Source organism: Aquimarina penaris, assembly GCF_040786285.1.
Lineage (GTDB): Bacteria > Bacteroidota > Bacteroidia > Flavobacteriales > Flavobacteriaceae > Aquimarina.
In genome coordinates, this window is sequence record NZ_JBFMKQ010000005.1 from 84,927 (window position 1) to 97,257 (window position 12,331).

A 12,331-nucleotide genomic window follows, 5' to 3' on the forward strand; every position below is an offset into this window, starting at 1 on the left:
AATGTAAAAATGACAAATGAATTTCAAGAAAAAGTATATATACTTGTACTCGGACTAACTTTTTTGTTTTTCTCTATATTGAGTAGGTGTTAACCCAGTATTTTTTTTAAAAATAGCATTAAATGTTGCTTTATTAGAAAAACCACTAGCGTACATGATTTCTTTGATAGGGCTGTTAGATTCTTGGAGATTTTGTTTTACTAATTCTAGCCTATAATGATTTATAAAATCATAAAAATTTCTTTCATATTTTTTATTTATTATATGTGACAAATTTCTTGGGGAAATCGATAATTTATCTGATAAATCTTGTAATGAAATCTCGAACTCTAAATAAGGTTTTTCATTCTCAACATAATTATTAAGTTTATCTATGTATGAATTGAATAGCTTTTCAGGAATTAAATACTCCTTTGAAATTGTAGTTTTTACATTCTCTTCCTTAAATCCTTTGAATAAGTTTACTTGTTTTAATCCCAAATAATAAAAACAATTAATTAGAATTAGTGTTAGAGAATAGATAATTAAAATCAAGATATTCTTTATAAAAAAGGATTGAAAATAGCTCTCTAAAAGCATTACAACAATTATTGTTAGTTGTATATAAATCAATATTTCCAACCAAAAGAGGCTAATATTATAAAAAGAAGATGTCGTGCTTTTTAATAGTTTTCTATATTTAAATAATGTGCGTAATGCAATACTTAAGTAGACTATAAAATGAATTGTAACTGCTAAACCTATACGATTTATTTTGTCAAATATTTGATTATCAAAAACAACTAATCCAATTAAAGTAATTAAAGCTGGTATAAAATGAACGCCAATTTTTTTATAATCTATGGCTTCTAAAATCAAACTTTTAGTATATAAATAGTAAATGGGCCCATAAATAAGTCCGAAGAAGGGGCCTAAAAAAAATTGATTTAATGTATTATATTTTTCAAAAAGCATATAACTGAAATGAAAAATAATTAATAGACAAATAGTAATCAGAACTTTAGTAAAAAGAGGTTTAGGTTTTTTGTTAAATAGTAGAGATAAGATAAATATTATAGATTGATATATTATTAAAACACCGATTATATCTACTATAGTTACTTTCATTTTTTGTATACATATTTCAGGACGGGTCATAATTACACACAACGTCTCAGCTATGGTTAGTGTGGGGCTTAAAAGTAATAAACTTTCGATTAAGCACTTAGCCGCTATGAGTACATATATAATGTTAGGCTCTTTTTTTATTCATCTTGAGTAGGCAAGTCATCAAAACTTCCTTCCATTCTGGCGTCACAAGTCTCAAACTCCAGTATGTTATTCCGTTCAAACTCATCAAGTTTATCAAATACGGCTTGATAATTTCCTTCAGGTTGAATGTCCAATGAAAAATAAATTTCATTAGCTCGTTCATAAGATATTGTCAAATCCTTCATTGCGTCAAGGATTTCTTCCTGTTTTTCTCGATTAATGGTTTTTTCAAAATATACTCGAAACGTTCTGTGGCCACTAGATTCGAATACCTCTCGAATTTCGGGTTTGTGTTCATTAGAATCCGGAGTAGCTCTTACAACATCGTGAAAATTCAAACCATATGCGTAAAATGGAACATTCTCAAGTCTAAATAAATCGTTCCCTAATGGAGTTGCCCAAAAAGATTCTCCGCCAATAGCCCAATGATTTGGTAAATCAATATGTATTTTTTCTAGCCCTTCTTCTTTCATACTTAATTGAGCCTAACGGTTTGTGTATAGTTAGTTGCGAGAAAGTACGCAGGTACTTTCCGGCATTGCTAAAGATAATTAATACAAGTGAATTTCCGATAGGGAAATTCCGTCGCAATTAATTCATACACCTTGTTGTGCATAGGTTTTATTATTCAAGTTCATTAATTGATTCCGCAATCTTTTCCGTTTTTCCATTCTCGTGATTCCAGAAGTGTATTTCGTCCGTCAAAATTCCATCACCATTATGAATTAGGATTATCTGATTCCCATATCCGTCGGATGCTATAGCGATTCCATTTTCAGGAAATCCACTCCATTCACGAGCATTTTTGGTTTCTAGCCCGATATGATTACAAGTCCGACTTATTCTTTTTCGGTCAGATTTGTCAAAAAATGGATAAAGTTCAAATTCAAATTCGTCTGTTACTAATTCACCTCCATTTGATTTTATCATCCGGGTTTTGAATTCAATTGGGAATTTTACATTTAGTTCAGATTCCGTTTCTATTATATATTTTTCTTCAATTGGAAAAGGCATTTGTTTCTTTTTAATCAGATATTAGGAATGACAAAATTAGCATCATATATCCAATCCAGTAAAATGATTGAAATCCTTTTATAATTATATTTTGTTTATCTGCTAACCAATTATTGTTTGGGTTTTTCTGCACCACTTTATGAACTAGCCTTGTTACAATATGCTTATTCCATAAATAGATTACAATCCCAACAAATAATATAAATGTTATTTTTTCTAAAATGTTCATTAGTCAATTATGCACAACGTTAAATATATGTGTCGTAGCAGGGCAAATTGTTACCAAACCATCGATTTTTTCTGCGCATTGGTTGCTAACTTTTCCGTATTGCAAGCATTGCACCTTACCAAAAATACAACAATCATTCGATCTATAACTTGACCGCTATGATCACATATATCGTGTTGTGCATAGTGTTTTTATTTTTTCGTCAATTTGACAATCAGATAAGGTGTCAATATTCCTATTCCAATTAATATTGTTGAATATAAGTCAAAAGGCTCAGTCAGCAAATATTCTGGAATTAATGGATTTGAACTTCTACCAACATAAATTAACAAATAAATTCCAATTACGGATATTATTGTTACGCAAAACAGAACTGTTAGAATATCCATTATTAACTCGGACTTTTTAAATTCCTTTCTCGTTGAGTTATATAACATTCCGAAAAACGGAATGGACGCAAAAGTTAAATAATCAAGAGTATTTGTTGAAATTCCGAAAAAATAGTCAGTTATTTTTTGCAAGCTTTCTATCAGTCCTATATAAAGTTTTGCTCTAATTCCAAAATTCAGAGCTACGAAGATCAATCCACAAAGCCCATAAATAAGATATTTAATCTTGTAAGGTATTTTATTCAATTCAATTTACGTTTTGATTTTCCAACATTATGCACAACGGTTTGTGTATAGTTAGTTGCGAGAAAGTACGCAGGTACTTTCCGGCATTGCTAAAGATAATTAATACAAGTGAATTTCCGATAGGTAAATTCCGCCGCAATTAATTCATACACGTTGTTAGCCATTTTTTTATTCTGTAACAGACTTTGAACCTGCGCAAAGTTTCCACCACTCGTCAAACTGGCTTAAGTCAGTTAAGGGTTCTTTAGATTCTTTAAATTCAATCATATCAATAATCATAGTATAGTCATTCATTATGATTTCTGTTCTGATTGATGCCCTACCGTTAGTGGCTTTCATCTTAGACACAAAATCAAATGCCTGATGATTTAAATATAGTTTGGGATCTATATAGAATCCGTCAGTAACATATTCATGGTAGGTAATGTTTGGATATTCCAGAACTATCAGTTCACATTCTACTCCGTTTATAGTGAAAGAACCATTCTTTTTATATGATTTAGTCAAAGTATCTCCCTTATTAATAGAATAGTCCAGACAAGAAATATTACTTTGTTTAAGGTTATATCCTAAACAACTATTTCTTTCACTATCATAGGTATAAATTAGTTTGTTTTCTCCTGTAAAAGTTATTCCTTGGTAAATGTTATCATGAAAATAGTAAATATCTCCGATTGATTTGTTTTGAGCTATTGAATCAGCTTTGTATTTATCGCTTTTATAAGAGTGTTTATGCTTTATCATTCCATTAAAATATTTGGGAGATTGTCCAAATCCCAAAAAAGAAATCAAAAGAATAAAAAGTAAAAGTGTTCTTTTCATGTTTTGTAATTATGGCTAACGTTTAATATAACAAACGTTGCTGACCTAAAGGGCAGCTATGTTTTGTTATATAGTGTTAACCTCTTTTTTTATTACTGGATTCCTTTCATTATTTGAATATTTACAAGCCCAAGAGCCTTTTTCAAGGTTTCCAAGTGTAGTTTTCAAGATATATAGACTTTCATTTATTGAAAAAATTAACGTCCCATTTTGGTGTAATAACATTCTATCAGAAGTCCAGTCTCTATTAGTTGGTTTAATAGCAAATAACTTATGTAAATTACCTTTATTATCGACAATCATTAATTCATTATTTCTCCAAAATATTACATTCTCTAAATCATCAAGCACTGGATGAATTATGTAATAGCCTGGAATTCTCTTTCCTTTCTTTATTTTATTTCCTTTTATTAATTCTACGAAATGTAACTTTGAATCAGAATGGTTGTCCATTTCTACAGCAAATATTTGTTCATTTGCATTGACCACAGATGTTCCAACGGATTTCCAATTTTCAACAATTTCTCCATCACTATTAAGTAAATTAGTGTCAAAAGCTCCATATCCCTGATGGCCTATCAAGAATTTTCCATCATTTAGTCCACAAATAGATTCAAACGGTGCTGGTTTTGTTGTCCATTTTATAACTCCCGTTTCAATATTTAGGCAAAAAGACATACCTATTCCACTTCCAGGAAATTCAAAATAGTTGACAAGAATGTTCTCTCCAGAAACAATTATTTCATTATCAGTCAAACAATTCCAAGATTTTGGATTCCAAGAAGGTATTTCTTCGGCTTTCCAATTATTTTTTGCACTCATTTGAACCAACCCTTTATATGATATATCTTTCGTTGAAATTGGAGTTTCCCAAATTATTTTTCCGTCAAATGTGACCCGTTGTACTTTAGCATTTGAATTTTTCTTTCCTTGTAGGGTCAAAATAAATCCATCTATTATAAGTACAAAACTTCCTATTTCTTGGTCAGTTTCTAATTTAAATGTAACTGATTTTTGAATCTGCCCGTCCTCAGATATTTGCCGTATTTCGTTTCCACTACTTATATAGGCATCTCCATTATCTGAAATCCTCAATTCATTTGGTTGAAAGTTAGATTCTTTATGTTCCCATAAAATACCTTTTTCAAGAGAAATTCCCACTAATCGATAATTATACCATGATTCATCCATTTTATTGGGATGTAGAATAGCAAACAAAATTCCAGATTTATTTAGACCATACTTGGACACCAATCCAGAAAGCTGGATTTTATTTTCTTCTAATATCTTGTATCGATCTTTTTTCCAAATCAAATTAAGTCATTTTTTAATTGAGGTTAACGTCTCGTATAAGAAACGTAGGGCAGGTGATAAGCGATACGTTTCGGATTGGTACTAAGCCAAATATAAATATTTTACTTTTATCTTTTTTTTCATAAACGCCAAATTTTATAGTTGGCGACTTTGCAAATAAACACAGACCTTTCTATTAAGCCTATAAAAGCCCAATGTTTTCTTATACATTGTTAGCAACTGGCATTTTCTTCCATCCATTCATCAGCTATTTTCTCGACATAGTCTGGAAATGATTTTATATTGTCATATTTATAAAAGGTATATTCTGGTTGTCCATTTAATGGAGTAATATCATTAAAACAGTGATCAGAAGCAAACAAAATTATTTCATTAGTGGTTGGATTATAAAAAGTTAAATTTCCATTAGCTTCTTCCACAAAACATATTAGGTTTGAGTAGTTTATTGGTTTAACATTTTCTTCATCACAAGTTTCTTTATAATATTCATCCCAACTTCCAATACCGAAACGGCATTCGGTTCCGATAAACATAAAGTTTTGGTTATTTGTCAAAGAATCTTCAGGCTGATTAAATGATTCTTGTATTCCGCCAATATTCTGTAATAGTATTTTATGTTCATTGCTTAAATGGTTGGGTAAGTTCTTCAAATCCTCAATTTTATTTAACCAACCAAAAATTTCGTCATCAATATCATTCCAAGCAAACAAAATATGAGGAACATTATTTATTCGTAAATGTGTTATTCTGGCGCAATTAATTAATTCAGTCAACTTAGGAAATATGAGTTTGAAATCAGCTGATAAATTAAAAGGTTTAACTTCTATTTCAACTTTATCAGTTTCATTGAAAAACCAACTTATATCTTCAATAAATGCAGTTAAATCTTTATTCATAGTTTTTTGCTGCTTGTTGCTAACGTTTTGTGTATGATTAGTTGCGAGAAAGTACGCCGGTACTTTCCGCTGTTGCTAAAGATAATTAATGCAAGTGAATTTCCATTGAGGAAATTCCGCCGCAATTAATTATACACCTTGTTAGCATTATTTTTTATTCAAATAATGGGTCAAGGATAACAATTTTAAACCAAAATAGAATCCATAATAGACCAAAAAAATTAACAATTAAAAGTCCTTTACTTCCTTTCAGTTTGTTTTTAAAAGTCAAAAAAGCAGGAATCATAAGTAGATTAATAGAAATCAAGATCGGAAAAACAAGTCCTCCGAATCCCATTGGCCCTCCACTTTCCTTAATTAAATCGAACGTACCTTTCAGGAAGTATAAAAAGTTCATAGCGATTATTACAACCGCAAAAAACCTATTTATATAACTTAAATTCTTAATGTCTTTTTAAATTAAAATTATTAATGCTAACGTTTAATATATGTGTCGTAGCAGCGCAAAATGTTACCTTGTTATTCGATTTTTCTGCGCATTGGTTGCTAACTTTTTCCACTCAGCAAGCATTGCGCCTTACCAAAAATACAACAACCTTTCGATTCATCATTTAGCTGCTATGATCATATATATTGTGTTGGCGATAGTTATTTTTTACTTTTCAATTATTTCTTCAAGTTTGTGTTCGATTATAAGTCCATCTTCGGTTTTGGTGGTTGAATACAATTCGCCAATATTTTCACAGGCACAACCTGTCCAAGTTCCACCCAGTTTTTGAGTTCTATTGTTAAATTCAACGGTCAGAGTCTTTTTTGACTCAAAAATTGCGCAATTATACTCAATACCATTGAATTCTCTTTTCACATACTCTTTATGAGTTGTATGTCCTTTGAATTTTCTATAGATATCGCCATCATCAGTAGGAATTTTGTATTCAGATGAGTCTCCAAAAGTGGTAAACTCGCAATATCTATTACCAACAATATTTTCCTTAGTTGGAATTAAGTTGGGATAAGAGTCTACTCTTGTATATGATTTAAGTATTTTAGGTATTCCATTTTTAAAGGAAAATACTGTTGAGTCAATTGTTTTTTCTTGAGAGTCTTTTGTAACACTCGTTATTAGGGAATCCTTTTCGGTTTGTAAGCGATAACTTTTTCTAGAATATTCAATTCCAGATTCTCGGTTTGATGTTAGTGAATAAACGAATGTTTTTTCTTTAACAAAATTCTCTATAGGATATACATAATTCACCAGTTTAGTATTGTCACAGTTGTCATTTGTTGGCTCAACTTTCTTTTGAGAAGTCTGACAACTTAAAAATCCAATTATTATAAAGTATAAAGTTTGTTTCATTTCAATTATCGACAACGTTTAATATATGTGTCGTAGCAGGGTAAAATGTTACCCTGCTTTTTGATTTTTCTCGCGCATTGGTTGTTAACTTTTCCTATCTGCAAGCATTGCGCCATCATAAATATGCAAGAATCATTTGATTGATCACTTTGCTGCTATGATCACATATATGTTGTTGTGTGCTGTTTGTTATTTTATATTCAGGCGTTCGTTCATTTTTTTTATATGCCGTTTGCTGTAAAGTTTGCTACTAATAATCCAATATGTTATTCCACCAAATAGAATTGCTACAAAGATTGAAATCCAACTGATTCCTTGCCAATAAAACACTCCAATAAGAATTGCTAAAAGGACTATCTCGAAAATGTATTTCTCCTTCTCCTTATTTCTTCTTTGAAGAATCATTTTATTCCCTTTTCCTTTTTTAATCCGTTCCAACACTTTCTTTGTTAGTTTGTCAATACTGTAATATTTGTCCAAATCTGAATAAGGGAAGCAGATTCCAAATTCCAATTCAAGTTTATCCATAAACCTGTAGTATTTTCGTACTCCTCTAAATGAATTTTTGATTGTGTTTTTTTTATGCGCTGGATGGGTTAAGAAGTCCATAAAATGACTTTCGTTAAAATCAGCAGAAGGATTACTTCTTTCCGATTTAAAAATTTCAAGTATTTTATTTTTAACTTCTTGTTCGGTCATTTTGGTTTAATTGCATACAACGGTTTGTGTATGAAATGTAGCGTGCAAAAAAGCACTAACTTTTCGGATAAACACAGAGCCGAATTTTTATATTTTGTTTTAACTTCTTTTATTTTAAAGCCAAATTAAAAATTTGGCGGTCTTTGAAAATAGGTACTAATCTTTTCGTTTTTACACTTACTAGCTATGTTTTATACACCGTGTTAGCAAACGTATCTTTATTCCATTTGAGTTTCTTCAATTTCAATTCCGTTTGGTGGCGGAGGAGGAGGTGTAAAATATTCTTTTCTATATTCCGCCATTTCTTTTGGATATAGTTCCGTCATTATTTTTTGATAACGCTCAATGTTAAATCCACGATTTCCAAGTCCAGTTGTTCTCAATAGAATTGTGTCTTTTTCTTTTGGGTTAATTATTACAAAAAACGGACTGCTTATCTTTTCTTGATAATTAACATCAAAATCAGTCATCATTTTTTCTAAATTCAGAGTGTCGTTTTTCAATTCATAAACAACTTTATTAAAATGAACAGGTTCATCGTCCATAACTCGTTTTTCTTTTAATTGAAGAAATACGCTGTCATTCGATTTTGTGATTTGTAATTGGTCATATTCACTCCACATACACATTGATAAAACCACTCCAATATTTATAGTGTCATTATTTTCCATTTTCGTTGTGAATTCAGAATAATCTTGAGCAACTTTAAATTCAGATTTTTGTTTACAACCAAAAATTAGGGTTGTAAAAACTAAAATTAATATGCTGAACTTTTCGTTTTTCATATGTTTGCTAACGTTAAATATATGAATCGGAGCAAGGCAAACACACCTGAACCAATTAATCTATTTGCGCATTTTTATTTCTTATTAAACTTATAAAAATTTTGCGCCATTGCAAAAAGGAAATGACCTTTATATCAAGTACTAAATTGCTCTGATTTCATATATGATGTTAGCAAAAGTTTTACTTTAAAGTATTCGGGGGTAATGGAGGTGGAGGAGGTATGAAATCGTATTTGGTATGAATTGGTTTCGTATTTTTTACGTAATCTTTGTGTCCGTCCAAAAACCATTTTTGAATTTTTTGTTTGTCAGTAATCAGATTAGGGTTTTCAAATACTACGTTATAAGTTTTATCTAATCCAACTAAACATTGTAAAACAAAATAATACCTGCCTCTACTAAACTTCTCTCCAGGCTTACGTCCAACATTTGTAATAGCAAAAAGTGTCAAGAATAAACGATCATCATGTTCAGACTTTACATAAAAAGGTAAAATAAAATTTTTGGTCAGGTCTCTACCTTCATTAAACTTTAGAACTTCACTTTTTTTTAGTTTTTCAATTAACTCCGATTGTTCTTCTGTCAGATTAAATCTCTTTACAAGAATGTCAAAATCTTTTTCACTATTTATAGAAGACGTAATATTTCTAATTTCATTATGAATTTTGTCAAAACCCAATTTAGTCAATGATTGTCCGAAAGTATTTATCGAAAGAATAATAAAAAGATAGAACAGTATATTTTTTTTCATTTTAAATTTTTGCTAACGGTCTTGTGTATGAGCAGTAGCGGATTTTTTGCGACTACCTTTCGGTTTACAAGATACCTTTTTAAAATGAAAAAACGGTTCAAGTTTGCACCTGAACCGCTATTGCTTATACACCTTGTTAGGCACAGTCTTTTTCCATTAATAGGCAATCAACTTCCCACCAAACAGTTTGTTATGTTCTACACCTTCTGCTCTAAGCGGTGCAAGTTTCAAATACCTTTCATCTGCATTATAGTCCGCCAATCGACTTGGGTCATCAGCATGGAATACTACTACCTTATCGGGCATTTGCATATCCGAGCCATCGCCTTTTCCGTCAACCTTTTTGATTGGGCTCAAAACGTAATCAAAATGAAGTCCGTATTCTTTAAAAAGCGGTGCTGCTGCTTCATTAAACTTTGACCACTTTTCAGCTCCTTCTTCTTTAAAATGAAGAAGCTGAACTACGTACAAACGGTCTTTTATATTTGATTCAAATGATGTTTTCATTGAAGCAATATCCTCTTCTTTTCCCAGCACAAGCGTCAACCGTCTAATGGCACCGTCACGAATATGGTCGATTTTCTGGATTTCTTCATCTTGCGTGTATTGTTCAAAAAGAGACATATCATCCGCATAGTTCAGACGTATCTCGTCAGGTTGCTCTATGTCGTTCTCTCCTTCAATGGCTCTTTTCATCCCAATTTGAATCACTCCTACATTACCCAACTTGTACTTGTCCCAATAGGGTTGTGCCTCGTCCATAAATTGGTTTAGTTGGTTTGCACCATCTTCATTATACCACAAAAAAGTGACGAAGTAAACTCTATTAGGGTTTTCAATTCCCGATGGCATTGGAAGACTTGCCGTGTCTTTTTGCGTTGTATTCATTTTTGAATTTGTTTTAGTTTGTCCTTGGCATTGAATAAAACTGAAAGTTATTGCAAGGACGGTTAATAGTTTCAGTTGTTTTTTAAGTATTCTCATATTGAATTAAATTTACGACCAATTGGTCTGAAATTGATTAAAAAAATTTTTACATTTCAATTAGCTTAAAAGTTGTATTCAGAAAAATTTGTAACGCCTCATCATTTCTAACGCCCTTCATTTTGATAAGTGCACCATCAAAACTGGTATGAATAAAGTAAGTGAGTTCTCTGCTATTGATATCTGAACGAAAATCGTTTGCTTCCTGTGCTTCTTTCACGCAAGGCTCTAGTTTGTCAATGAATTGGGAATGTCCTTTTTTTATGAGTCGGCTAAAGGTATCGTTGTAGCCACCTATTTCTGATGTCAATGTATTGAGCAAGCAACCGTAAGCACATCCTTCATTGCTGAAATAATTGCTCAAAGATGCGTAGAATAGTTTGAGTCGCTTGGCTGCTGAAATCTTGGTGTTTTCGTACAGCGTTTTGTCCATAAAAGCTAACGTGTCAACAATATACTTCTGTAACACTTTTAGTACATATTCTTCCTTAGTGTTGAACATCCCGAAAAAAGTGCCTTTTGGTATATCAAGGGCATTCACAATATCAGCCGCACTTGTATTGTGGTAACCGCTTTCGCGAAAAAGTTTAACTCCTTTATCAACAGCAAGCTGTTCATCGTATTTTTTGTGTCTGCCCATAATTTATCCGACCAATTGGTTGTAAATATAGAAATTTATATCTTTGCCTCATAACAATCTGAAATAAAAATGGAAATTCCAAAGGAAATACTTAACCGAAAAGGGGTACGAAAGGCAACGGATATCAACCCTGAAGTCCTTGAGCTACTGGAAAAAGGAATGATAGAGACCGTCAATCTCACAGAGTGGTTGGCTATTAACCAACTTAAGGTGCTGAAAACCGTGCTGAACGAACTTCGCCTTGAAAATCATTTCCCTGAATTTGAAGCTGTAGTCAATTCGCAAAAAAAGCCTACTTCCAATAGTAATACCAAAGTGATTGGGTCAGAGTTTGTAAAGTTGGTTGAGTTTGGAAACATACTTAGCTATCTAAAGTCACATCCTTCAGATGTCGTTCGGTGTTGGGCTTGTTGGGTAGAAAGTAGTAATGCAAACACCACGAAAGAACTACTTAAAAAAATGAAGCCTTATGCAGCTGATGCGCATTTTGGGGTGCGAGAAGTAGTCATTTTCGCTTCCAAAGAACAACTTACAATGGATTTGGTGAACTCAATAAATCTGCTAAAAAAATGGTGTACCTCAGAAGAAGAAAATATTCGCAGATATGTTGCCGAAGTATTACGACCCAATGGGGTCTGGACTAAAAAAGTGGATGCACTCCATCAAAACCCTGAGTTGGGATTTCCTTTGATTAGCCCACTAAAGTCCGATAGCTCAAAATATGTTCAAAATTCGGTTGCTAATTGGCTGAACGATGCTTCAAAGTCCAATCCTGGTTGGGTTAGAAATATATGCATGGAATGGGAAAAGCAGCCTCAAACAAAAGAAACAGCTTACATAGTCAAGCGGGCGATGAGGACAATTAACAAATGATTGGCTTAGATTGTGCCTAACGTTTAATGTATAGTTTCGTAGCGGACTCGTCGACAAAGAACCCTCCGCACTGCCCAAAGA

The 12,331-nt window shown here is 32.0% G+C and carries 15 protein-coding genes; 1 reads left to right on the plus strand and 14 read right to left on the minus strand.

Features of this window, described 5'->3' with window-relative positions; all coding sequences use genetic code 11:
- Positions 1-54: 54 nt before the first annotated feature.
- The 14 genes from ABW637_RS19960 to ABW637_RS20025 form a co-directional block, all read right to left on the minus strand.
- Entirely contained in the window at positions 55-1,107 is a 1,053-nt protein-coding gene (locus ABW637_RS19960) for a helix-turn-helix domain-containing protein (RefSeq protein ID WP_367586493.1), read from the minus strand.
- 137 nt (positions 1,108-1,244) lie between these two features.
- Positions 1,245-1,724 carry a DUF4265 domain-containing protein gene (locus ABW637_RS19965; RefSeq protein ID WP_367586494.1) on the minus strand — a complete coding sequence of 160 codons (480 nt, stop codon included), beginning with the start codon at positions 1,722-1,724 and terminating at the stop codon, positions 1,245-1,247.
- A gap of 151 nt (positions 1,725-1,875) precedes the next feature.
- Positions 1,876-2,265 carry an SMI1/KNR4 family protein gene (locus tag ABW637_RS19970; protein ID WP_367586495.1) on the minus strand — a complete coding sequence of 130 codons (390 nt, stop codon included), beginning with the start codon at positions 2,263-2,265 and terminating at the stop codon, positions 1,876-1,878.
- 420 nt (positions 2,266-2,685) lie between these two features.
- Positions 2,686-3,129, minus strand: coding sequence for a hypothetical protein (locus tag ABW637_RS19975; RefSeq protein WP_367586496.1), 444 nt, complete (start codon positions 3,127-3,129; stop codon positions 2,686-2,688).
- Between the two features lie 168 nt (positions 3,130-3,297).
- Positions 3,298-3,951, minus strand: coding sequence for a hypothetical protein (locus tag ABW637_RS19980; RefSeq protein ID WP_367586497.1), 654 nt, complete (start codon positions 3,949-3,951; stop codon positions 3,298-3,300).
- A 66-nt stretch (positions 3,952-4,017) separates the two neighbouring features.
- A complete protein-coding gene (locus ABW637_RS19985) occupies positions 4,018-5,265 on the minus strand; it encodes a hypothetical protein (protein ID WP_367586498.1) in 1,248 nt (415 codons plus the stop codon).
- A gap of 212 nt (positions 5,266-5,477) precedes the next feature.
- Positions 5,478-6,161, minus strand: coding sequence for a hypothetical protein (locus ABW637_RS19990; RefSeq protein WP_367586499.1), 684 nt, complete (start codon positions 6,159-6,161; stop codon positions 5,478-5,480).
- Positions 6,162-6,315: 154 nt separating this feature from the next.
- The gene (locus ABW637_RS19995) at positions 6,316-6,558 is read right to left on the minus strand and encodes a hypothetical protein (protein WP_367586500.1); all 243 of its coding nucleotides are present in this window, start codon (positions 6,556-6,558) and stop codon (positions 6,316-6,318) included.
- 258 nt (positions 6,559-6,816) lie between these two features.
- Positions 6,817-7,518: a hypothetical protein gene (locus tag ABW637_RS20000; protein WP_367586501.1), complete on the minus strand. Its 702-nt coding sequence runs from the start codon at positions 7,516-7,518 to the stop codon at positions 6,817-6,819.
- A gap of 189 nt (positions 7,519-7,707) precedes the next feature.
- The gene (locus tag ABW637_RS20005; protein ID WP_367586502.1) at positions 7,708-8,217 is read right to left on the minus strand and encodes a hypothetical protein; all 510 of its coding nucleotides are present in this window, start codon (positions 8,215-8,217) and stop codon (positions 7,708-7,710) included.
- A gap of 218 nt (positions 8,218-8,435) precedes the next feature.
- Positions 8,436-9,002: a hypothetical protein gene (locus ABW637_RS20010; RefSeq protein ID WP_367586503.1), complete on the minus strand. Its 567-nt coding sequence runs from the start codon at positions 9,000-9,002 to the stop codon at positions 8,436-8,438.
- Between the two features lie 181 nt (positions 9,003-9,183).
- A complete protein-coding gene (locus ABW637_RS20015) occupies positions 9,184-9,753 on the minus strand; it encodes a hypothetical protein (RefSeq protein WP_367586504.1) in 570 nt (189 codons plus the stop codon).
- Between the two features lie 156 nt (positions 9,754-9,909).
- Positions 9,910-10,737, minus strand: a complete 828-nt coding sequence (locus tag ABW637_RS20020) for a hypothetical protein (protein WP_367586505.1) — start codon at positions 10,735-10,737, stop codon at positions 9,910-9,912.
- A gap of 49 nt (positions 10,738-10,786) precedes the next feature.
- Positions 10,787-11,377: a TetR/AcrR family transcriptional regulator gene (locus ABW637_RS20025; protein ID WP_367586506.1), complete on the minus strand. Its 591-nt coding sequence runs from the start codon at positions 11,375-11,377 to the stop codon at positions 10,787-10,789.
- Positions 11,378-11,446: 69 nt separating this feature from the next.
- On the opposite strand from ABW637_RS20025, the gene ABW637_RS20030 reads away from it, so the two are divergent.
- Positions 11,447-12,250: a DNA alkylation repair protein gene (locus tag ABW637_RS20030; RefSeq protein ID WP_367586507.1), complete on the plus strand. Its 804-nt coding sequence runs from the start codon at positions 11,447-11,449 to the stop codon at positions 12,248-12,250.
- Positions 12,251-12,331 lie beyond the last annotated feature (81 nt).

Coding starts and splice junctions, on each gene's coding strand:
- ABW637_RS20020 (WP_367586505.1), bottom strand. CDS start 10,737: ATGAGAATACTTAAAAAACAACTGAAACTATTAACCGTCCTTGCAATA.
- ABW637_RS20010 (WP_367586503.1), bottom strand. CDS start 9,002: ATGAAAAACGAAAAGTTCAGCATATTAATTTTAGTTTTTACAACCCTA.
- ABW637_RS19995 (WP_367586500.1), bottom strand. CDS start 6,558: ATGAACTTTTTATACTTCCTGAAAGGTACGTTCGATTTAATTAAGGAA.
- ABW637_RS19960 (WP_367586493.1), bottom strand. CDS start 1,107: ATGAAAGTAACTATAGTAGATATAATCGGTGTTTTAATAATATATCAA.
- ABW637_RS20015 (WP_367586504.1), bottom strand. CDS start 9,753: ATGAAAAAAAATATACTGTTCTATCTTTTTATTATTCTTTCGATAAAT.
- ABW637_RS19970 (WP_367586495.1), bottom strand. CDS start 2,265: ATGCCTTTTCCAATTGAAGAAAAATATATAATAGAAACGGAATCTGAA.
- ABW637_RS20000 (WP_367586501.1), bottom strand. CDS start 7,518: ATGAAACAAACTTTATACTTTATAATAATTGGATTTTTAAGTTGTCAG.
- ABW637_RS19980 (WP_367586497.1), bottom strand. CDS start 3,951: ATGAAAAGAACACTTTTACTTTTTATTCTTTTGATTTCTTTTTTGGGA.
- ABW637_RS19965 (WP_367586494.1), bottom strand. CDS start 1,724: ATGAAAGAAGAAGGGCTAGAAAAAATACATATTGATTTACCAAATCAT.
- ABW637_RS20030 (WP_367586507.1), top strand. CDS start 11,447: ATGGAAATTCCAAAGGAAATACTTAACCGAAAAGGGGTACGAAAGGCA.
- ABW637_RS19990 (WP_367586499.1), bottom strand. CDS start 6,161: ATGAATAAAGATTTAACTGCATTTATTGAAGATATAAGTTGGTTTTTC.
- ABW637_RS20025 (WP_367586506.1), bottom strand. CDS start 11,377: ATGGGCAGACACAAAAAATACGATGAACAGCTTGCTGTTGATAAAGGA.
- ABW637_RS20005 (WP_367586502.1), bottom strand. CDS start 8,217: ATGACCGAACAAGAAGTTAAAAATAAAATACTTGAAATTTTTAAATCG.